The 22154-nt window shown below is 44.0% G+C and carries 24 protein-coding genes; 7 read left to right on the top strand and 17 right to left on the bottom strand.

Annotation, left to right across the window (positions count from 1 at the left end; translation table 11 throughout):
• Positions 1-190: 190 nt before the first annotated feature.
• The gene (locus tag HRI97_RS08550) at positions 191-1093 is read right to left on the bottom strand and encodes an Rpn family recombination-promoting nuclease/putative transposase (protein WP_253725051.1); all 903 of its coding nucleotides are present in this window, start codon (positions 1091-1093) and stop codon (positions 191-193) included.
• An 873-nt stretch (positions 1094-1966) separates the two neighbouring features.
• Here HRI97_RS08550 and mgtE point away from each other — a divergent pair.
• The 5 genes from mgtE to HRI97_RS08575 all read left to right on the top strand — a co-directional run bounded on the left by mgtE (position 1967) and on the right by HRI97_RS08575 (position 7420).
• The gene (gene mgtE / locus HRI97_RS08555; protein ID WP_253725052.1) at positions 1967-3346 is read left to right on the top strand and encodes a magnesium transporter; all 1380 of its coding nucleotides are present in this window, start codon (positions 1967-1969) and stop codon (positions 3344-3346) included.
• A 61-nt stretch (positions 3347-3407) separates the two neighbouring features.
• A complete protein-coding gene (locus HRI97_RS08560) occupies positions 3408-4115 on the top strand; it encodes an SGNH/GDSL hydrolase family protein (protein WP_253725053.1) in 708 nt (235 codons plus the stop codon).
• Positions 4116-4283: 168 nt separating this feature from the next.
• Positions 4284-6041 (top strand): S1 family peptidase, encoded by a 1758-nt coding sequence (locus HRI97_RS08565; RefSeq protein ID WP_253725054.1) that lies wholly within the window; start codon positions 4284-4286, stop codon positions 6039-6041.
• 61 nt (positions 6042-6102) lie between these two features.
• Positions 6103-6825 carry a hypothetical protein gene (locus tag HRI97_RS08570; RefSeq protein WP_253725055.1) on the top strand — a complete coding sequence of 241 codons (723 nt, stop codon included), beginning with the start codon at positions 6103-6105 and terminating at the stop codon, positions 6823-6825.
• A complete protein-coding gene (locus tag HRI97_RS08575) occupies positions 6815-7420 on the top strand; it encodes a hypothetical protein (RefSeq protein ID WP_253725056.1) in 606 nt (201 codons plus the stop codon). The genes HRI97_RS08570 and HRI97_RS08575 overlap by 11 nt, the downstream gene beginning before the upstream one ends.
• Before the next feature lie 82 nt (positions 7421-7502).
• On the opposite strand, the gene HRI97_RS08580 is transcribed toward HRI97_RS08575, so the two are convergent.
• The gene (locus HRI97_RS08580; RefSeq protein ID WP_253725057.1) at positions 7503-8759 is read right to left on the bottom strand and encodes a M48 family metallopeptidase; all 1257 of its coding nucleotides are present in this window, start codon (positions 8757-8759) and stop codon (positions 7503-7505) included.
• Positions 8760-8952: 193 nt separating this feature from the next.
• Between HRI97_RS08580 and HRI97_RS08585 the strand changes: the two genes are divergently transcribed.
• Positions 8953-9768 (top strand): aldo/keto reductase, encoded by an 816-nt coding sequence (locus HRI97_RS08585; RefSeq protein ID WP_253725058.1) that lies wholly within the window; start codon positions 8953-8955, stop codon positions 9766-9768.
• 26 nt (positions 9769-9794) lie between these two features.
• On the opposite strand, the gene HRI97_RS08590 is transcribed toward HRI97_RS08585, so the two are convergent.
• Positions 9795-10631, bottom strand: coding sequence for an SDR family NAD(P)-dependent oxidoreductase (locus tag HRI97_RS08590; RefSeq protein ID WP_253725059.1), 837 nt, complete (start codon positions 10629-10631; stop codon positions 9795-9797).
• Positions 10632-10809: 178 nt separating this feature from the next.
• On the opposite strand from HRI97_RS08590, the gene HRI97_RS08595 reads away from it, so the two are divergent.
• Positions 10810-11754: a cation diffusion facilitator family transporter gene (locus tag HRI97_RS08595; protein WP_253725060.1), complete on the top strand. Its 945-nt coding sequence runs from the start codon at positions 10810-10812 to the stop codon at positions 11752-11754.
• 323 nt (positions 11755-12077) lie between these two features.
• Here the strand turns inward: HRI97_RS08595 and HRI97_RS08600 are convergent, their stop codons facing one another.
• The 14 genes from HRI97_RS08600 to HRI97_RS08660 form a co-directional block, all read right to left on the bottom strand.
• Entirely contained in the window at positions 12078-12599 is a 522-nt protein-coding gene (locus tag HRI97_RS08600; RefSeq protein WP_253725061.1) for a hypothetical protein, read from the bottom strand.
• 106 nt (positions 12600-12705) lie between these two features.
• Positions 12706-12834: a hypothetical protein gene (locus tag HRI97_RS12575; RefSeq protein WP_301338883.1), complete on the bottom strand. Its 129-nt coding sequence runs from the start codon at positions 12832-12834 to the stop codon at positions 12706-12708.
• A gap of 31 nt (positions 12835-12865) precedes the next feature.
• Complete coding sequence (locus HRI97_RS08605; RefSeq protein ID WP_253725062.1) at positions 12866-13405, bottom strand: RNA 2'-phosphotransferase; 540 nt, start codon at positions 13403-13405, stop codon at positions 12866-12868.
• Positions 13402-13755: a hypothetical protein gene (locus tag HRI97_RS08610; RefSeq protein ID WP_253725063.1), complete on the bottom strand. Its 354-nt coding sequence runs from the start codon at positions 13753-13755 to the stop codon at positions 13402-13404. The genes HRI97_RS08605 and HRI97_RS08610 overlap by 4 nt, the downstream gene beginning before the upstream one ends.
• A gap of 12 nt (positions 13756-13767) precedes the next feature.
• A complete protein-coding gene (locus tag HRI97_RS08615) occupies positions 13768-14073 on the bottom strand; it encodes a hypothetical protein (RefSeq protein WP_253725064.1) in 306 nt (101 codons plus the stop codon).
• An 82-nt stretch (positions 14074-14155) separates the two neighbouring features.
• Complete coding sequence (locus HRI97_RS08620; protein WP_253725065.1) at positions 14156-15277, bottom strand: SH3 domain-containing protein; 1122 nt, start codon at positions 15275-15277, stop codon at positions 14156-14158.
• Complete coding sequence (locus tag HRI97_RS08625) at positions 15274-16125, bottom strand: M23 family metallopeptidase (protein ID WP_253725066.1); 852 nt, start codon at positions 16123-16125, stop codon at positions 15274-15276. The genes HRI97_RS08620 and HRI97_RS08625 overlap by 4 nt, the downstream gene beginning before the upstream one ends.
• Complete coding sequence (locus HRI97_RS08630) at positions 16101-17222, bottom strand: SH3 domain-containing protein (protein ID WP_253725067.1); 1122 nt, start codon at positions 17220-17222, stop codon at positions 16101-16103. Before HRI97_RS08630 ends, HRI97_RS08625 begins: the two co-directional genes overlap by 25 nt.
• Positions 17219-17506, bottom strand: a complete 288-nt coding sequence (locus HRI97_RS08635) for a M23 family metallopeptidase (RefSeq protein ID WP_253725068.1) — start codon at positions 17504-17506, stop codon at positions 17219-17221. The genes HRI97_RS08630 and HRI97_RS08635 overlap by 4 nt, the downstream gene beginning before the upstream one ends.
• Before the next feature lie 41 nt (positions 17507-17547).
• The gene (locus tag HRI97_RS08640; RefSeq protein ID WP_253725069.1) at positions 17548-18048 is read right to left on the bottom strand and encodes a hypothetical protein; all 501 of its coding nucleotides are present in this window, start codon (positions 18046-18048) and stop codon (positions 17548-17550) included.
• Positions 18049-18050: 2 nt separating this feature from the next.
• A complete protein-coding gene (locus HRI97_RS08645) occupies positions 18051-19139 on the bottom strand; it encodes an AAA family ATPase (RefSeq protein ID WP_253725070.1) in 1089 nt (362 codons plus the stop codon).
• 175 nt (positions 19140-19314) lie between these two features.
• On the bottom strand, positions 19315-20523 hold the full coding sequence (locus tag HRI97_RS08650) for an SH3 domain-containing protein (protein WP_253725071.1): 1209 nt from the start codon (positions 20521-20523) through the stop codon (positions 19315-19317).
• The gene (locus HRI97_RS08655) at positions 20505-21842 is read right to left on the bottom strand and encodes a M23 family metallopeptidase (protein ID WP_253725072.1); all 1338 of its coding nucleotides are present in this window, start codon (positions 21840-21842) and stop codon (positions 20505-20507) included. Before HRI97_RS08655 ends, HRI97_RS08650 begins: the two co-directional genes overlap by 19 nt.
• Positions 21811-22026: a hypothetical protein gene (locus tag HRI97_RS08660; protein WP_253725073.1), complete on the bottom strand. Its 216-nt coding sequence runs from the start codon at positions 22024-22026 to the stop codon at positions 21811-21813. The genes HRI97_RS08655 and HRI97_RS08660 overlap by 32 nt, the downstream gene beginning before the upstream one ends.
• Positions 22027-22154: the final 128 nt, after the last annotated feature.

Below are 22154 nucleotides of genomic sequence, written 5' to 3' on the forward strand. Positions count from 1 at the left end.
AAGTTCGCCGTGAAGCCGTGAAGCCGTGAAGCCGTGAAGCCGTGAAGCCGTGAAGCCGTGAATTTTGCGCGGGGTGCGTATGCGTGTCAAGTACTCCGTACGACTTATACGCGGCAAATACGTTTTTCATCGCCTACAGTATATGCCGTATGTGTGCAAAAGTAAAGGGATTAATAATATGAAACCGGAGCTACAGCTTTTCGATTTCAGACAGGGGAAGACCGGTTATCGTGCAGATTTCGGCAATCGGATAGTTATGCGTTCGCATGAGCTTCGCCGTTTCGAGTTTCGCCTGATATGAGCCTTCGGAAATGCCCTGTGTAACACCAAGAGAAAAACCTTTCGCTTCGCCTTCTTTCAGTGCGATTTCCCGTTCTTCTTCCCGCTGCACGGCAATATCGACGTCATAATCGTATTCGGCAATTAACATGTTCATCACCTCCTTTGACTTCCGCTGTAAATATTCACGCAAGATGTCATTTTGTATACACTCTTTGATCGCGTTTTGAAAACCGTTTTCAGGATCGAATTTCGTATGCCGCCTCACGGCTTCGATGAACAGCGTGTACTCCGCAAGCGGTTTACATGTATGCAATATCTTACTGCCTTTATTATAATTGATATTTGTCACGCTGACAACAAGTTCGAGAACAGGCTTTTCGGGTATAGTCATAAAGGCATCGGAAAGACGGAGCGTCGTGCTTTCGGGATAATCCTCTTTCCCGTTGTAGAATACGTAAAACTCAGGCGTCGGAATCTTTTTCAAACGTCTGAGATAACGGTCTCGCGGGTTTTGTATGCGCTCATAAAGCCGAGCGGCATACTGTAAAAAGCGGAGCGGCATGTTGGCATTTACAGTAGCTTGATGTTCTACGAGAGCGATGATTTTGTCATCTATGAGATAGGCGACGTCATTGCGGAAAGCCATATACATCACCTGTTCGAGCCTGAGCGGCTCAAGCTCGGCAGATATGTCGAGGTAAGTCCCGTGGAGCGCGTTGTAGAGCGAAAGAAAGTTCGCTTTCGCGTTTTTATCTTCGCCGAAAAAATCGACGAAGACCGAATCCTTATACCGGCGATTATGCTTTGCCATAAGACCTCTCAAAAAACTTTTGCAGGTACTTGCAGCGAAGCTTCAAGCAAGTTGCAACTTCCGAAAAAGTTTTTTCTGTGCGCGCGCCTCGCAACGAGCGCGTAAGCGCGAAGTTTCAAGCGGCGCACACGTTCAATAGTCGAGTTTGCAACGCAAACTCGAGATAAGAACGCTGCGATTTCGAGCAATGCACAGAAATCGCGAGTGTCTCCCATAAAAGAAAAACGCTTCGGCGTTTTTCGGCTCCGGACTTTAGCGGAGGCGCTATTTCAGCCGATGCTTTTTATCGACCTCCGGGATAACCGCACCGGAAATGGATACTTAGAAAAGAAGCGCATACTTACATAAAAAAGGCGGAACGCGAGGCAGCGGAACTGCCGCCGAGCCGCTCAGACCGAGTTTATACGTGTGTGCTTTCGCACACGAGTACGGCATTTTCGAAAATTGACATTTTCTGCAATGCCGTACTATAAGGAATGGCAAGCAATCTCTTTGTAAAAAGAGATTGCTCAGTCCGATTCCGATTACGGTCTGCCGCGGCACTTGCAACGAGCGCGAAGCGCGAAGTTGCCCGCGCAAACGGCAGGGCTGCTGCCGGGAGTGCAGCCGATTTTTTATGTTATACGCTATTTTTTAGGAATACGATTTTCGGTGCGGTTATCTTGATAATACTTCACTAAATATATATATCGCTAAGATATTGCGATTTCGGAGTTTACGAGGCAGTCTGCAACACATAAAAAGTTTCGGATAACGGCGGAAGTCCCGATATTTTCTATCGTACAATATTTTTCTTTTTATACGTTTTATGCTATAATGCGTCCATAAACCAATACGCGCGCAAACCGCTCGTCACATTTTTGGAGGCCGCACATGCAGACGGAATTGCTTTCGCCCGATATCGAAACCCTCGTCAAAGAAGAACGATATGCCGATGTCGCACGTTTTTTGAATACTCATCATCCGACGGAAGACGCCGAACTCATCGAAGGATTGGAGCCGGAAGAGATATATCATCTGTTCAAAAAGCTCGATCCGCGTACGGCGATCGACATTTTCCGTGAACTTCCCGACACGCTCCAATCCGAAACCGCCGAACTTTTGAGCGACGGAGAGCTCACACGGCTGCTCAAAATACTGCCGCCCGACGAACGCACCGACCTCGCAAAATCGATTTCGGAAGACAGGCTCGACGAAGTGCTCCCGCTCCTCGCGCAAAAAGAACGCGACGAAATCAAAAAGCTTTCGTCCTATCCCGAAGGAACGGCAGGTTCGGTGATGACGACCGATTACGTCGCCTTTCCCGAATCGTTTACGGTGCAGGAAGCGATCAACCGCATACGGCTCGAGGGCGCGCAAAGGGAAGCGGTATCGGTCATATTCGTGCTCACCGAAGAAAGAAAACTGTGCGGCTACGTAACGCTCACCGATTTGATCCTCGCAAAACCTGCGGCAAGCCTCGCTTCCATAAAAAAAGAGCCGGCTGCGGAAATCACTGCGGACGCCGATCGGGAAGAAGCGTCGTTTACGATAACGAAATACGGTCTCCTTGTCCTCCCCGTCGTCGACAGCTCAGGGCTCCTCATCGGCATCATCACGCACGACGATGCGATGGACGTCGTCGAAGAAGAGCGTACGGAAGATATGGAACGCTTTATGGCGATCACCGGAAAACATCAGGAAACGTCGTACTTGAACACGTCCGCGTGGGCGCATTTTTCACGGCGCGTCATCTGGCTCGTCGTACTCGCGATATTCGATTTTTTTTCGGGCGCCGTACTGCAGACCTATCAGAATACGATCGCGCATCTCATGCTGCTCACGTTTTACATGCCCATGCTCACCGATATGGGAGGCAATACCGGAAGCCAAGCCGCGACGGTTATCGTTCGGGCGCTCGCGCTGAAAGAAATCGACAAACACGATATACTGCGCGTCGTATGGAAAGAGCTCCGCATTTCGCTCATGCTCGGTCTCGTGCTCGGAGCGATCGCATTTTTGCGCGTCAATCTTATGAGCGGCGGTACGACGATCCCCGCCACCCTCACCCTCGTACAGATAGGCACGGCTATAGCGATTGCGCTCGCAGTGCAGGTCATCTCCGCGACCATCATCGGTGCGGCGCTCCCGCTTGCCTCGGCCGCAGTCAAAATCGACCCCGCCCTCATCGCAAGCCCTGCACTCACGACGATCGTCGACATCACGGGGCTTTTGATTTACTTCGGCATCACCAAAGCGATGCTCGGCATATAGCGGATATATCTTGCGCGCGCAAAGTGCATGCGTGTAGCGTAACAAAACGAGAGGCATATTTATGGAAAACGGAATACACACGATAGCCGTCTGGGGGGATTCGATATTAAAAGGAGCGGTCACCGGCTACAGCGAAAGCCGCTTCGACGTCCTTGAAGAAGAAAACAGTCTCGCCCTCGCTCAAAAAGAACTCAAGTTTATGCTTATCAATAAAAGCGTGTTCGGCAACGTCATCAATAAAGCGCTTCGTACGCTCAAGCGCGATATGGAACGGGGCTTACGCTGCGATGTCGGCATCGTCGAAAGCGGCGGCAACGACTGCGATTACGATTGGACACCGATAAGCGAAAATCCCGCTTCTCCGCACAAACCTCGAAACCCGCTCCCGGACTTTTTGCGTATGCTCGACGAAGCGGTCGAAACGCTCCGCGCGCATAAGATCACCCCGCTTTTGATGACGATGCCGCCGCTCGTTATCGACAACTGGTATAAGACGATCACATCGGGACAAAACAAACAAAATATCGACAGATTTCTCGACGGCGATATATTCAGATTGTACAGAACTCACGAACTCTATTCGCTTTCGATCGAAAAATACGCCTTCACTCACGGTGTCCAATTTGTCGATATGCGCATGGCGCTCCTCAAAGCAAATGATTATCGCTCGCTCATGTGCGAAGACGGCATTCACCCGAACGCTTCGGGCTACGCGTATATGGCGGACGTGTGGATCCGGGAGCTTCCGCGGCTGCACAAAGAATTTTAAGCGGGTAAACGGTAAGGCGTACGCCGGAAGCGCCGCCGGTCTTTTACAGTACACGCTGTTTCCGGAAAATACGGTTCCGCCGCCTCTTGCAAGCCTCTTGATGTACGATAGGCAATATACGACAGGCGATATTGCCTATCCGCTTTCATTCGAGTATAATTCACCATCATGGAGATTAGCAATTTTATTAAAAAATGCCTTTACGGCGTTTTGGTCCTGTGCTTTTCAGTCACAGCAGTTTTTGCGGCACCGCTTCGGAATTATGTCTGCATCGTGCGCAGCAATTTGCCGAAAGATACGGTCACCTTTTTAAAAGATTACCGCGACAGACTTGAAAACCGCGGATACGCTTCGTATGCAAAAAATATCGACGCGTATTTAAAGGGATCGTTCGGTTCAGGTTTCGTATTTTACGCATCGAACGGCAAGCCCTATGTCGTCACGAACCGCCACGTGGTCAAAGAGGCGGAAACGGTCAACGTGGAATTTGAAAACGAAGACGGTTCCGATTCGAGTTACAAAGAACTTAAAATCATCGCGGTCGATGAAGACATCGATATCGCACTCGTCGCCCTGCCCGATTCGTACACGCGAAAAGGTTTGACGCTGAGCAATGTCTCCGTCCGTGACGGAGATGAAGTGTGGTCGGCGGGTTTCCCCGGATTGGGAAGCGATCCGATGTGGCAGCTCGGCAAGGGCACGGTAACGAATGCGCGGGCGAAAATCAAAGAACTTCTTTCCCCCGACATTTCGACGCTCATCCAGCATTCGGCGCAAGTCGATGCGGGAAACTCGGGCGGTCCGCTTTTGACGGCCGATTCAAAATCCGAAGCGGGATATTCGGTTATCGGAATCAATACGTGGAAAGCGACGTACCGTGAATCGACGAACTTTTCAATTCCCGCGGCGATCATCAAATCTTTTATACAAAGGAATATCGCCGGAGAGAAAAAACAAAATATCGACGAACGTGTAAAACAGTTCGTAAAATCGACCGCAGATAAAAACGAACTTTTCTTTTCGCTCGGAAAATACATTTCAAACGAAATGGTCTCAAAAGCCGGCGGTGACGATTTTCTCGATGTACTTGCAACCGCGCCTTCGAGCGTCCGCTCCGTCATCGTCGAAATATTCGCCTATGATCCGATCGAAGGCTTGCGCTACGCGCTCGCATACAAAGTGTGGAAAACATTTCAAGGAGATGACGGCGCACTTACGACCGAAGCAAGCGCAGCCGAAGAATCGACGAACGGCATGAAAGTTTCCTTTACGCCTCAGGGTAAGGACGCGATCCCGTCTCTGTGGACGGAAGAACAGGGCGTTTGGAGACTTTCCGAATTCGGTGAAGCGAAAGCTCAAACATCGTCGAAAAAGAAAGCGAAAAAAAGATCCGGCGCAAGCAGCGTAACCGGCCTTGAAATCGATGATCCCTATCTTATCAATATTTCAGGCGGTGTGCTCATTCCGTTCGAATCGCAGACGCCGGGCTTCAATCTTTCGGTTTTGTTTATGAACACCTATTTCGGCGGCGGTCCCTTTATCCAAACCGAAAAAGTGAACAATGTCGCCATAAGGAATAAATATAACGAAGAAAAATACAAGGAAGCGAAATCGATGACAACCGTCGGCGCTGCGCTCCGTTTCCAAGTACCGCTCGCATTCAATAAATTCATCGTCGCTCCCTTTGCGGAAGTGAGACCCGGGTTTACAAATTTTGTGATGAAGTCAATTGATGAATCCAGCGCTCGCTTTTATTTCGGTATCGGAGGCGGTGCCTATGCGTCGTACCGCATAACCGATTGGTTCGCTCCCATGGCAGGCATTCAGTATATGCACTCGATCTATTCGGAATTCTTCGGAGGCAGTGTCGAACACGCGCACAATATGACTATATTTGCCGGCATAAAACTGGCTACCAGGGAATAAGCGTTCTTTGATAGTTCGAAAGGACGCGATACATATACGTTTGTATTAAGGAGGTTATTCGATGAGAAAAGCAATCGGAATCATTGCGCTCATTACAGCGACAATGATGTTGACTGGATGCTTTACGTTGTTTTCGCTGGGCGGGCAAAAGGAAGTGACAGTCGCTGTCGCCGACGGACAAAACCGCGACGAGATATACAACTCGACTTTTATGCCGACAAAGCAGTCAAAGCTCAAAAAAATCTGCGAAACATATACGCCCGAAAATTCCGTGCTGGTATACGGAAGCTGCAATACATTTAAAAAAGGCATATTTTCCATGCCGACGCCCGAAATCGCCCGATATATTCAAATCGATACGACAAAGCCCGCGCAGCATTTGGAATATCTCGGCAAAAATTATTTTTTCTTCAAACCCGCCGTTCCGGGCGGAAAATATCGTCTCTATTTTCAACGCATATTTATGAGCAGATACCGCATCGATTACTTTGTCAACGGCATACAAGGATTCGGAACGCACGCTTACGATTTTACGGTTCCCTCGAAACCGGGTATCTACTATGTCGGAGATTTTGAAAATCTGTTTGACGGTGACGAGCGATATATCTGCCGCACGTATAAGAACGATAAAAAAATAAGAGAGACGTACGAGGAAGAATGTAACATACCGGATCTGCGCGTCTGCGAACAAAAAGCGATTGAACACGCACTGCGATATTATAAAGACACCGACTGGGAACCGCTTCTCAACGCACGGCTGGAGGAGATAAAAAATGAAAAATAAAAAATTATTAACGATTGTAATATCGCTATGCCTCTGTGCGGCCGTATTCGCGGAAGATCCTGAAGAATTCAGCAAATGGAAAAAGGTTGACAGCAGTAAAGTCGCTTTTATATGCCGCGTCGCAATCACAAATAATCTCGATATGGATTTTTACGCCATAGGATTCGATGCCGTAAATAACAGAGCAATCGGTCCGCGCTACGGATATGTGTATTTCGAAATTGCTCCGAATAATGTTCCGCTTCTCCCCATGAGAGGAGAGCTCGGCCAGTTTTCTCAAACGATATTGAGTTCAAGCGAAGTACGAAAACAATTCTACCTGCAACAATTTGTCGTAAAATTATTCAGCCAAGATTACCTTTCGTTGCTGCAGCTTCCGGTCGGCAAAGATGTTTCGTTTCCTCCTGAAGCGCGCTATGTATACCTCGGTACTTTTGTCTACACTCTCGAAGGTTATGATTTGCGCCCGACACAGGTAAAACACATCGATGAATTCGATGCGGCACAAAAAATGCTCAATGAAAAGCTCGGCACGAACGTACAACTGTATCGTGCGGAACTGGTCGAACATAAAGAGAAACCCAAAAAGAAATAAAATCCGTTAATCCGGTAAAATCCTGCCTTCATCGGGCAGGATTTTTTTTTGCACGCGCGGGCATATATTGTTAAAAGCGCTCCTACTCCAGCGCGCGAAGGCGTTCGAGCAGCGTCGGGTGCGAATACGTAAACGCGCTGTAGATTTTCGCCGTCCGCACTTCGCCGTTGTTTTCCCGATTCAATGCGATCAGCGCCGACGAAAGCGGTTTCCCGGACCCGCACAATTTCTTTGCGTACGCGTCGGCTTCGTATTCGTCTTTTCGCGAAAAGAAATTGGAAACAAGCCGAACAAAGATGCCGTAGGCGCCGAAAACTTCCGACAACAAAAAGAGCGCGATGAATTTCATGTACGGAAGCGCCGCATCATACGAAAAGCCGAATCCGCTGTAAAGCGCTTCGCATGAAGTGAGGCGGGCGGCGACGAAGAGGACGATGTACACAAGCGGAATCGTCACGGCAAAACGCTTTACGATGTGATGTTTTTTATAGTGGCCGAGTTCGTGCGCGAGGACGGCGCCGACTTCATCGACCGAAAGCTGTTCGACGAGCGTATCGTAAAGCACGACGCGCTTGGTTTTTCCGAAACCCGTAAAATACGCGTTCGAGTGTTTGCTGCGCTTCGACGCATCCATGATAAAAACTCCGCTCGATTTGAATCCCGTGCGCTCCATAAAATCGGAGATACGCGACTTGAGCGCACCCTCTCCGAGAGGAGTAAATTTATTAAAAAGAGGAGCGATGAGGCGCGGATAGATAAACGACATGAGAAGCGAAAACGCAACGTAAACGCTTGCGAGCACGAAGGGCCATGCGCTCACGTGTTCGAAGATCGCCGTCATCGCCGAAAGTAAAAGCACCGACACGATGAGGGCTAAGGCGATCGATTTGAGCTTATCCGCGATCCAAAGCCGAAGCGTCATCGAAGAAAAACCGAAACGCTTTTCGATGACAAACTCTTCATACCATTCGAACGGGAGCGATAAGACGGCGGACGGAATCGATACCGTAAGCGCGAAGATGAGCGTCAGCGCATACGGATTGTCGGATACGGACTTAAGCGCACGGAAAACGTGCGGATAAAAGCCCGAAAGCAGCAAAACCGCGCCGAGCGCCGTCGATGTACCGTATTCGAAAACCCAAAGGCGATAGCACGCATCTTTATATGCACACGTTTTTTCCGCATCGGCCAACGTAATATACGGCGCGAGTTCCGGAGGTATGTCGCGTCCGTATTTTTTTCGAAACACGTATTGGGCTCGCTCAATAAAATTATGTAATAAAAACGAAAGAAAAGTTCCGACACAATAGAGGATGACAAAAAGGTTTGAAAATTGCATGGAACGAGTATAACGTTTTTCTCGTCCATACGCAAAGGGCGATCTTTCCCGCGGACAACTGCACCGCACATAAAATCGAAACGGTATTGCAATTATTATTTTGCCCGTTTACCGTCTTTCAAGCGATGTATTTTTTTCCGTTATTTTATTATACTGAATATGCTGTCGCAGTTTTTAATAACGGAGGTTTCGTATGGGACTTGACGAAAGAATTACGCTTAACAACGGCATCCTCATGCCGAAGTTCGGACTCGGCGTTTACAAAGCGGGAGACGCGACGATTCGAGCGGTACGGACGGCTCTCGAATGCGGTTATCGTCTCATCGACACGGCGGTCTTTTACAATAACGAAACGCAAGTCGGCAAAGCGATCCGCGAAAGCGGCGTGCCGCGCGAAGAAGTTTTTGTAACGACAAAGATGTGGAATCAGGATCAGAGAGACAATCGACAGGAAGATGCGTTCCACGAAAGCCTCAACAAGCTCAAACTCGATTATATCGATTTGTATTTGATTCACTGGCCGGTGCCGGGTAAATTTATCGACACGTGGAAATACATGGAAGACTTCCTCGCGTCGGGAAAAGTGCGGGCGATCGGCGTAAGCAATTTTTTGGAGCACCATCTCGAAGAACTCGCCGCCGTCTCCAACGTCATTCCGGCAGTCGATCAATTCGAATGCCATCCGTTTTTGACCCGCGAAAGTCTCCGCGACTACTGCACTTCACATTCGATTATCCCCGAAGCGTGGAGTCCGCTCGGCCGCGGCATCGTGCTTGAAAGCAGAACGATCGCTGAAATTGCCAAAGCGTACAAAAAAAGCGCAGCGCAGGTAACGCTCCGCTGGGATTATCAAAACGGTATCATTACGATTCCGAAATCCGTCGATCCGAAACGCATCAAAGAAAATGCGGACATCTTCGATTTCAGTCTCACCGAAGACGAAATGGAAAAGATAAGCGATTTGGATACGGGCATCACAAAACAGGATCCCGATAATTTCGACTTTTAACGGCACGAATGTCGAGGCGGCCGCTTTTACAAGAGCCGCCAAAGTTCCCACAGCGCCTGCATGATCCCTCGCGGTATAATCTTTGCAATAAGGCGGTGCAGCGTACTCACGACTCCGGTCGTTACGACAGGTAAGTTTAAAGCGCTTCCCCAAAGCGAAAGGCGCGCAGCGAATGCAGGATCGTCGCCGAAATGAAAATTACGGACGGAGTGAGAAAGAGGAATACCGCTCGACTCCGCGTTTTTAATAAATTCCGTTTTTTTCATCCAATAGGGACACACCGCCGTCACGCGGATGCCGCGCGTAAAGAGCTCCCAGTGAAGCGCACGCGACCAGCTCAACACGAACGCTTTCGTTGCCGCATACACGGCGAGGTGCTGAAACGGCTGAAACGCGGACGTACTCGAAATATTGATAATTCTTGCGCCCCTCTTCATATACGGTAAAACGGTATTCGCCGCATTGACGAATGCCGTACAGTTAAGCGCAATCATGCGCTCGTTGTCATCTCGCTCTATATCGCAGTAATTGCCGATTTTGCCGACGCCCGCGCAGTTTACGAGAAAAGCGACCGTTATGCCGCTCTCGTCTTTTTTTTCGTCTGCGGATGAGAGATCGTACAATGACGAGCGCTCCGCTTTCGCTTTGAGAGCGCTTTCCAGTCTGTCGATACTTACAGGCTTTGTCAAATCGAGCGGAAGAATATTCGTCCGATGTTCGAGAGACGAAGAGAGCTCAAACAATTTGTCTTCTCGCCGCGCGATGAGCCAAATCTCATCGATATCTTTCCGTCCGTCTATGAGCTTCGCATAGATGCTTCCGAGTCCGCTCGAGGCGCCCGTTATCATTGCAATCTTTATCATTGTAGGGAAATAATAAGGCGCTTCCCCTTTTCCGTCAATACGGTACGGTTACGCTTTCATGCCGATACCGATCGCCGCGTCGCCCTCACTTTCGTTCATCGATTTTATTCCGCACACTGCCGACACACGTTGTCGTCGCGCTTGTAGAGCCGCATACTATTTGTTAAAATTATTCGCTATGGAATTAAACACGGCGGACAGAGATGAAAGACATACCGCGCTCATGCGGCGGGCGGGATATATTGCGCTTTTCGGAAATCTTGCGCTCGCATGCGTAAAGATTTTTCTTTCGAAAGTTTCGGGAAGCCTTGCGGTTATGGGCGACGGCATCGATTCGCTCACCGACGTCGCAATCGCGCTCATGACGCTCGTCGTAAGCACTATCGTTTCGCGGCCGGGCGACAGAGAACATCCGTGGGGACACGGCAGGGCGGAAACGACGGCGACGATGGCGCTGTCTTTCGTCATCTTTTTTGCCGGCACGCAGCTCGCCATTTCGTCCATAGGCTCTCTTATCGGGCACTCGTACAAAAACGAAGTGAGCCCTGCGGCACTCGCTGCAGCCGCAGTATCGATTACGGGAAAAGCGATACTCGCCGTAACGCAGTATACGCTCGGTAAAAAAAGCGGCAGCGCCATAATCAAAGCGAACGCACAGAATATGAAAAGCGATATCGTCATGTCTTCGGGTGTGCTTTTAGGCATAGGAGCTGCGCGGTTTTTCCGCTGCCCTTCACTCGATCCCGTTACCGCCCTCCTCGTAAGCGCATGGGTTATTAAAAATGCGATAGCGATCTTTTCGGATATGAATACCGAACTCATGGACGGAAACACCGACCGCGAAATATACAAGCGCCTTTTCGACGCCGCATCTTCCGTAAAAGGAGTGTCGCATCCGCACCGAGCGCGGATCAGAAAAATCGCTTCGCATTGGGATATCGATTTGGATATAGAAGTGGCGGCCGATATGAGCGTGTCGGCAGCTCACGAAATCGCCTGTCAAGTGGAAAGCGCCGTCCGATGCGCCATCCCCGACGTGTACGACATCATGGTACACGTGGAACCCGCAGGACTGAACGATGAAAACGAACAGTACGGGCTTGACGAAAACGACGTGAGATAACGGACGCGCGAAAAAAAACTTTGCACTTGCGGGCTTATAAGCACGCAAGCGCAAAGAGGCTAATAAAGCCATTCTTTCTTTCGTCAAAAATGACCGTCATACAATGCTCTGTAGACGTATGCTAACGCCGCTTCCACAAGCTCGTCAGCTGTCAATACTCCGCGTATCGAACCGACTGTACTCGCTGCGCTTAATACAATACTCGCAGCTGCCATTGCAACCTCAAGTTCTGTTGCTATACTCGTGCCGCCTGTTGCTATCGCAAGTCCTACCGTTATTATCCCTGTTATAACTAACTGAACAGGAAAGTATACCGTGGTCACTCATTCTATACATTTCGAGGTCTGCAATTCTTTATATTCAAATGCAGAAATATTTTTCAGTAGTATACCGGCAAATTCATTCTGAAAATCAAATAGTAAAAAATTTTTCTCTGTTATTTTATATGCTTTCATATCATTCATTAAATGTTTTTGAAGTACCCATATATTACCAAGTTCATCTTTTTGTAGTTCAAATTCATTAAATCTAGATACAGTTGAACATGCTTCAGTAAAATTCGAAGTATCAAAAAATATTTGAGTTTCAAAAATACATAAGTTTATATTCTTCGTTTTTGAAGTTAATCGCTCATCCTGTGCAAAAAAACTCACATACTCTACTGCTCCATTTATTGGGTTAATAGCTAAATCAAGCGGAGGCTTTTTCTTATCTTCAAAAAAATAATGATAGTTTAATCCAAAATGTTTATCGATAGCTTTTATTTTAAATAAAACTAATCCTTCCCCCATACTTTCGATACTTCTGGTATAAGAAATTTTCGTGTTTGTTACGCTGAAAATCATATTTATTTCTCCCGTTAATATATCATTCTTGCATGGTACACTATTCCAGTTTCTGTATTAATACCTAACTCCCGGTTCCCATATATCACTAGTCTTTCCAAATCGACTAATATATTCTTATTAGAAAATCTCGGTATTCTTCATCAAAAGAAATATTGTATTTTTTTTCAAATTCTTCAACTTGTCCGAGTGTTCCGTTTCCGTATTTTGCAATTAACATTTTATTTCCCTCCATGATTAATATTTAGATGTTATGCGGTTCTAGGTTAAATCTTTTCAATATATTTCATGGGGATACAATCCGCTAACCAGACTTTTTCATTTCCTCGATAAAACGCAGTATTTTCATTCCATGCTTTTATAGCATCTATACGAAGAATAACCGGTTCATCATCATGCCTTTTTCCTACTTGAATTGCAGTTTCAATATCGACTGAAAGATGGACATATTGTCTATGCATCGGTAATAATCCATTTTTTTCAATTCTGCTAAGAAATCTTCGTGCGGTTCCATGAAACAACTCTCCCGGCGGAATTTCTTTTTCCTTTTTTATATGCATTGGAAATGAGTGTCCATAAAATGCCCGAATTCTTCCATCTATTAGTTCATGTCTCTTTTTTTCGGATTTCTCAATCATTTTTTCTAAATCAGTCAGTTGCAAATTTTTCCACCGTTCATTTTCTCTCAAGGATTCTAATAATTGTTCTACCTCTACCCAACCATCTTCATCCATTTCTAATTCATATTCACAAGGTACATGGCGCAGAGCATATGATATTTCTTTACTGAGTTCTGTATAATTCATTTTTCTTCATTCCTAATCAATTCATCAACGATAACTTTCATCCATTCTCCAAAACTATTATATTCACTTCGTTGTTCATACCCTTCTGAAGCAAAATCATGTATAATCTGAATCCTTTGTCCTTTGCCTACTTCAAAACAAGCAATATCATCGTTATCGTCGCGTCTCGCAAATGGTATCAATTTCCTTTTTGGGTATCTTTTTATTAAGCCATTGATTCGTATCATAACTTGTTCTGTCGACATAAAATACCAAGAGTCAAAATCAACTAAATTCAATTCCAATACTTTTATAAACAATTTCGGATACCGAAAATCATTGTATATAGTTCCAATATTAAAACATTCCATAATCACCGCCAATTAATGTATAGCCGTTATATCAATAGAACCAAACAAATTATCAGTTCTGAATGATGATTTTTGTTTTCCGATTTGGAAAAGTCCGATTCTCGATTCTACAGCATCTCCGCCTGTTTTAGAAACCGCTTTTTTAGTTGTAAATCTGACAATATATTCAATTGGCAATAATTCATCATACGCGTGAATGTTGGCTTGTACATCTATTCTCGCCTGACGCGCGGCAACAACACGGGTATTATCTACTGTTGTAACACTTCCTGCTCTCGAGAAACCATTGTCGCCCCATCCTGTTTTAAATATTTCCAACCGTATGAAAAAGTATGTTTTTCATATGGATTGAACTCAAATACTCCGGCTTTATCCAAATGGTACGCAAAACACAGAGCATCTACTGCAAATACCCCCCAAAGCACCAGCCCGTTGTTCCAACGGCAATAGCTTTTCCGTCCCTGTCTTTTGCACCCGCCTGCACTTCTACCTGCACCCAATTGCTTGTAATGCCGTCGATGATTTGCTCCGCGCCTATGCCAAGCACTTTTACCTGCGTGCCCTTGCCGATCGTTACGACGGGCTTGCCGGCCGTACTGCCGCTTGAACGAAGCCGCAGGTTGTCCGATGCACGGTAGCGCTTACCGGATTGCAGCCGCACCGCCGTTTCATAGTCGCAAGAGCCGTCGGCGTGACGCGGCCAAGTGACGCGGGAGAGGTCGCATTTATTCGTTTGGATTAGATTTTCATATTGCGTAGCAAACTCTTCATCTACCAAAGCACATGAAATAATCGTCCTGCCGTCTTCGGTATAAAAATGCAGATACTCTCCATCTCTTACTATCTTTAAAGTAATTTCCGCTTTAGGAATAAACGTTTCCTTTATAAACTTATAACTTGCGTCATATTCAAACGAATCAAATTTTAATACCTCCGTCAAAACCTTGTATCCGTTGGTTGTTTTATGTATGTTTTTTACAAGCAGCATTACTCTTGAATCGTTATTTAAAGTAATGGATACGTTATAAATAGCTGAGGGACTTATTGTTACGTTTTCATACCAAGGACCGTCATAGCTTCCTCGTACCTCCTGTTCATAATGCTCTATCGCCGCTTTATTCTTTTCATAGTACGTCTTCCTATCACGAGAAAAAAGTACATCGCAGTCTTCTACATACGTCCAATATTTTCCATTCTTTCTTAAACTGGTTGTTACTATATCCGGGTCAAACAAATCTTTCGTTGCGGCTGGTATTATACAGTTGAAATCTATAGCATATTCATGCCCTTTGTATTCAATTACATATGCATTTTCCACATTCATTTCTTTAGAAAGGACCTGATTTTTATCATAAACGAAATATGATTTAGGTTGCACCAGTGTTCCCTTTTCAATATCATAAAAAACTTCGTTAACCCAATCATAAATCTTTGTCTTTTCCGTTATTTTGAAGTCAACGGCACATAAATTATAAAAAATACTGAACAATAAATTTACTAAACAAAATAATCTTTTCATCATTTTTCCCCCGTTAACGGATTTAAGCGATAGTCTTTCCACGACTCCTCAGCAACAAAATAACTATTTTTATTTTTCTTTCTAAAAGTAAACTTCAAAAAAGCCCTCTCGCTTCCTTTTTCTCCTCCGTCCTTTTCATGTAATCGGTTATAATTAGTATCTAACACTTTCGGCATATCCATTCTCATATCCATCTCTAAATCGCACTGTATCATTTCCAAATGCAAGTGCGTTGCTGTAGAGTTACCTGTATTCCCCGCATGGGCAACAATATCGCCGGGCGACACGTACTCTCCCGCTGTTCGTCCGGCAAAATCATGCAAGTGCGCCAGTAAATATAGTTTATCGTTATCTCCTTTTATTATCATGACACGTCCGTACCCCCCGTCTGGATCGCTTTCTTTTATCTTCCCGTTACCCGTTGTACACGCCCATATCCGACCGTAAACCAATGCAATGATCGGTGCATGTTTATTTTTCCCGTCATCTGTTCCGGGAAAATCTACACCGCTATGCGGAACGCCCACAATATCTTCGTATGAAGCACAATGATAACAAAAATTGACTGCCGCAAAGTCCATCCCATTGCAAGAACAGTTGCTCAAAAACTTATTATCCTTGCTTGAATTCGTATCCGAAGGTACTGCCGGTACAAAGCCGGGATTATATGTAATTTCTACCGTCGTTTGAGCCAGATGTTCTTTATCTTTTACTTTTTTTCTTTCAGCTTCCGAGATAGGATGTCGTAAGCGCACGGGGACACCTTCATACGGATTGAACTCAAACACTCCGGCATTATTCAGATAATACGCAACATAAAGAGCATCTACTTCAAATACCCTCCAAAGCACCAGCCCCTTGTCCCTGCAGCTATAGCTTTCCCGTCCCTGTCTTTTGCGCCTGCCTGTACTTCCACTTGCACCCAATTGCTTGTAATGCCGTCGATGGTTTGCTCTGCTCCGACGGCAAGCACTTTTACCTGCGTGCCCTTGCCGATCGTTACGACGGGCTTGCCTGCCGTACTGCCGCTTGAGCGAAGCCGCAAGTTGTCGGAAGCGCGGCAGCGTTTACCCTGCTGTAGCTTGTTTATCGTTTCGTAGTCGCAAGAACCGTCGGCATGGCGCGGCCAGGTGACGCGGGAGAGGTCGCAGGTATTATTTGCAATTAATTGTCTATATTGTTTTTTGAATACATCGTCGACCAACACACAAGTAACAACCAAATGATTTGTCTCTGTATAAAACGACAAATAATCTCCATCAATGTGTAATATTAATGTGATATCAGAACCTACAATAAATGTTTCTTTTAAAAATTTATAGTCATGTTCATATTCTTCAACTTCCGTATTCGATATTTCTGCAACAATTTTATACCCTTTTTTCGTCTTTTCTATATTCTTAACAAATAGGCTAACTCGCCATTCCTTGCATAAAATTAATGCAACATTATAAATTCCTGAAGTACGTAAAGGAACTCCACCTTCATACCAAGGACCGTCATAGCTTCCTCGTACCTTCTGTTCATAATAATCTATCGCCGCTTTATTCTTTTCATAGTACGTCTTCCTATCACGAGAAAAAAGTACATCGCAGTCTTCTACATACGTCCAATATTTTCCATTCTTTCTTAAACTGGTTGTTACTATATCCGGGTCAAACAAATCTTTCGTTTCGGCTGGTACAATCGCTTCCAAGTCGATTAAGCGTTTTTCGCCATACCAATTTATAGTGCAACAATAGTCAAAATCGACGATATTACCGCTTAAATTAGTACCATCTGAAATAAAAGTATCCCATAATTGAACGAGCGTTCCTTTTTTTATATTCCCTCGATAATAATAATTCCCGTCGTATAATTTACTGTCTTTAATAACTCTGTAGTCCGCTGCAAAGCAATACAGATTATACAGCACCATGCATAACAATACAAAAATCTTTTTCATCATTTTTTCCCCGTTAACGGATTTAAGCGATAGTGTTTCCAATTATCACTTCCGTCATCTCCCTTAAAATAATAATCTTTTCCGCCTTTAAAAACCAGCTTCGCAGTATCCGTATTTTTTTCTCCGCCATCCTTTTCATGTAATCGATTATATTCCATATCGAGAACTCGTTCCCTCGCTTTATCTCCCATCTCTAAATCGCACTGTATCATTTCCAAATGCAAGTGCGTTGCTGTAGAGTTACCTGTATTCCCCGCATGGGCAACAATATCACCGGGCGGCTTCACCGGTGTTTCACCGATTTGAATGTGTTATTGAAAGTCTTAAATTACTTTATTTTAATTTTACTTGAATTGTTTTCGTATTTACCGAAAGGAGAACTTTTATCGGCCGTTCTTGACCAAAATCTATGTATATCAAATGCTTTATCCTCCAGTTTTTTCAAGCAATGCTTTTCTTTTAAAAAATCGCTTTTAAAATCGCTGTTTGATTTACTGTGTAAAAGCTCTTTTATATTTTTTACTGAAGTGGCGTATACGATTTCATCTTCAAAATTGTTTACTTGGGGAATCAAAACCGCTTCTATGTTCTCTTGTGTAAGCATATCGATATTTGTATCAAGCGTATGCACCGTATCAGGACTGTCCGTATCAAACACTATAACGCTTTTTGAATGCGCAGGCATAATCCGCAGAAGGGTATTATTTATTTTCCGCTGATGTAAGATTATCACTTTCCCCGATGCAATATATTTTTCTTTTAATATCTTTACGGCTTTTTCTTCCGTTTGCCCTTCGACCAAATAAAAATACACGGTATCGAGCGCCATACTTATCTCTCTGCTGTAAGATATTCGATTGAAAGAATTTTATTTATATCCGGAGAAATATTCAGTACATCATTTTTTACAACATTTCTCAAGGATATATCATTCTTCTTTATTTTTTCTTCAGGATGAACAACCTCTATCTTTTCATCCTTTCTTAAAAACATAAATGAATGTATCGGCAGATTCATATCCAAAATATCTACATTATGCGTCGTAAAAAATAACTGTGTTTTAGGCTTCAATAACGAAATCATCAAACTTAAAATGGATTGTTCGATATCGCTTTGTATAAATGAAAATTGTTCATCACAATAATAAAAACCGTGCGTATCTCCGTATAACGCGCTGATAAGAAAGGCTATATCCAAACCGGCTTTTGTTCCGCTTGATAAAAAGTTTTTATCAACGACTTCTCCGTTTTGCACAAAGAGATCGCCGTTTTTGCTTTTGATAATATAGCTGTTTTCGACTTCGGTACTCTGCAAAACCTCCGTAATGGAAGTATCAAGCGTCTGCAAAACCGCATTTAAGATATTTAAATTCAATATATCCGTATCATCTTTGAGTAAGGATGAACTTTTTTCATCTCTCGGGAACGTGCACAACCAGCCCCATCCGCTTTGAGGCAAGCCGGCTAACTTTTCATTATCCTCTTTTCCGGATACTTTCTTCAGTCTCTTTACACATGTTTCATACGAATCGGTGACTGTTATTTCGGAAGAAAAAATATCAAGCGACAGTATCTTACCGGGTGAAAACGTACAGACAGCTCTGTATAAAGCATCGGCACCGGTTAAAAAATCGATGGAAAAGTATGCTTCGGTTTTTTCATCTAAAAAAGTATCGTCAAAAGAGCTTATGTCTTTCCTTTTGAGAAAATAAAAAATATTCGCGAGAGCCTTACCCAGCGATGTTTTTCCGGAAGCATTTGCACCCATGAGAATATTAACTTTTTTGTAACGAAAATTCGGCTTTGTTTCCAAATATTCGTTTTCGACGGTAGATTTTACTAATTTTTTGGGATAAGAAAAATTGACTTTAAAGTCCTGAAACCCGAACAGATTATTAAGTTCCAAGTTCATTACGACCATACGACATATCCCGCACAATTTTATTAGTTCCGTTTTTCAGAACTAATAAAATTGTAATGTATTTTTTTTTATCTGTCAATTATTACGAGAATCGAAACTCGCCATTGAGTTGGTGGACGAAACGGATGGAAAATGCCTATATGCAATGTTTACGCTAAGCTCGCAGTACTCTCACCTACTTCAAATACCCCCCAAAACACCAGCCCGTTGTCCCCGCAGCTATAGCTTTCCCGTCCCTGTCTTTCGCGCCTGCCTGCACTTCCACTTGCACCCAATTGCTTGTAATGCCGTCGATGGTCGCCTGCTTTCCAAGCGTTAGGATTTTGACCCTTGTTCCGGCAGACATTATAGCGAGAACGGAAGTGGTTGTCGCTTCTCCGCTTCGAAGTTTGAGGTTTTCTTTGACAATCATAGTTTTGTTTGGGGCGACGTTGGAAAAAGCGGCAGCCTCACCCGACCGTACGGAAGTAGCATAAAGTCCCGTTACGGGATTTGACCAAGGGTGTTCCAACTTTTCTTCAATTACTTTTAAGTTTGACGGTTTATTTTTATATTCCGAATTGATGTATTTTAGCATCAAACCAATCCACTCCTGATTTGTCTGCATAAGCTCAATGATAAGTTTATAGTTTTCGCCGTTATAAAGCCGGAGACGATTACCGTTCTGTTCAACTATAAATAGTGCATCTTGCCGTACCCTAAGGTCGGGAAGATTATTAAAAGATTCCAATTTATACCATTCATTAAAATGCGACTGTGCACTTCTTTTTAATTCACAATTTACATAATAAACATTATTTTTTTGCCGTATATCCTTTATTGAAAAAATTGTAAGGGCCAGACTTGTTTTAAAAATAAGAATTGTATTCTTAAATATAATGTTACATAGTCCGGTCAAACTATCCTCTTCCGAACCGTCATAATATCCTGCGTATTCACGGGAAAATTCTTCAAGCCGCCTAGATGAATTTAGAATAACATTGTACCAAGTTGGAATCCATTTTTTTTCAAAACGGTTTTTATTAGCAGTTGTTATTGCATCGGGAAAAACGTTTGAATCGGCAAGAATGAGGTCGTCTGTAGAAATCCAGCCGCTTTCATAGCTAATCATATATTCAAAAGTATCAAAAGGCGAATTTGTTCTGTCTTGCACATACGCAAATTTTGATGATTCAAACCTCTGATCGCGATTTACCCTGTCTATGATTTTTCCATATTCATCATAGCTGTTTGCCTTTCTAACGGTTTTATATGTTTTTTCGGTAAATCCCGCATATTTTGAGAAATCATAAAGATAATCCCATTTTTGAGCATTTACATTTGTTAGGATTAAACATATTGCAATTAAAAATAGAAACCTTTTCATCAGTACCTTCCTTTCCATGGTATTGGATCAGTATAATTAAACGGATTTATCATATTTTTCCATATTTCCTGATTTTTCGTATGTTCCTGTCCCCAAACAGGAAATGTATTTACACGAGGCATGATTACACCAGTCGGTGATACCGCCTTCACTCCTTCCGGCAGTTTTATTACACTCACATGCAAATGTGAAACATTTTTGCCTTTACTATCCGGCAGAAAAACCGTTTGACCGAGCGCCATCCCCGGATACACCGCTTCGCCGTCTTTTACTTTTATAGTCGTACGATCAACATGAAGCGCAAGATAGAACAACTGTTCATCTTCCTTAGATTGAATTATGATGAATCCCTCGTCATTATTCGCTCTTTTTCCACATCGCAATACGGTTCCATAAACAAGAGAAACTATCGTTGCACCTGTCTTGCCTCTAAAATCAATCCCTTCATGCCAATATTCCGTGTAGCCGCGATGATAGGGTAAATATTGTGCATTAAAGAATCCGTTTACACCTGAATACTTTACACCGTTATATCCAACAAATGCCTTCCCTGAATCCTTTTTGGCGTCATACAAAGTTGTCATTCCCGGATTTGAAATTACTTTTGCCGTATCTATATTCACCCCGTCAATCGGGTCTAAAACGCCATTCAGCAGTTCCCGATACGTTTTTCCCTCATACGGATTCCGAAACAACAAACCTAACGCTTCCATCTTATTATAAAAATACGGTGCACAGGCAAAATAAAAACTGTTCGTCTTAAAGGTCTTTTCATCCGCCTTTCGCAAGTCTGCAAAAATATCGCAGCATGCATGTTCATTTACCGGTGCTTTCCCCCGCGTTTCACAAACCTTATCGTTCCGTATCTTTTCAAAATCCCATTCGAGCGGATGTAAGCTTACGGTTCGCTTCAAATACCCGTCCAGTAATTTATAAAATGACGTATTTTCTTCATTCGCATAGATATTGTAACCGGTATTTATCTCTTCATCATGCACATACCCCACCAACTCCGGCGCTTTTTCCTGCAGCCGTGTACGAAGTGCTTTTTTATACGCTTTTATGTTTTGCTGTTCCACATTGTCGATTATCAACTTATCTGTCGGGCATACGGAATTTGTCGTCAGTACGTTTTTACCGAAATTGACGGTTTCACATTCCTCCATAAACTCTTTTAATAAATTTGTCTTGTTCGCATCCACCGTATCTTGGGGGACTAAATACATAGTATTATTCACAATAAAATGACAGTGTTTTACCCCTTCAATAATCGTTTCGCTGTTCTTCGATACCGTTACAATGTCGTCATAATTCGGCAGGAAACATTGCTTTTTCAAATATAGATTGCATGGTAAACGTTTCAAGAAATTGCGGGCGCGACAATTCAGCAAAAGGACTTTTGACGATAACATCGTATGCTTTTTTCCCTTTATACCCAAACAACAACTTCGGCGGATTATCACAGGAATTCGTAGGTTCTAATTGTGTTTTTTGCATTTCGGGAATGACTTCATTTGTCAAATCCCGTATAAGTGTTTTTTGTACTTCCGTTACATTCGTATCTACAGAGATAAAAGCTCCTACTTTAATATGGACGCGACAATTGTTATTCTGAAAATAGATAGTTTCCGCCCGCTCCGATGAACAGT

Origin of the sequence: Treponema socranskii subsp. buccale (genome assembly GCF_024181585.1) — a bacterium.
GTDB classification, from domain to species: Bacteria; Spirochaetota; Spirochaetia; order Treponematales; family Treponemataceae; genus Treponema_D; species Treponema_D buccale.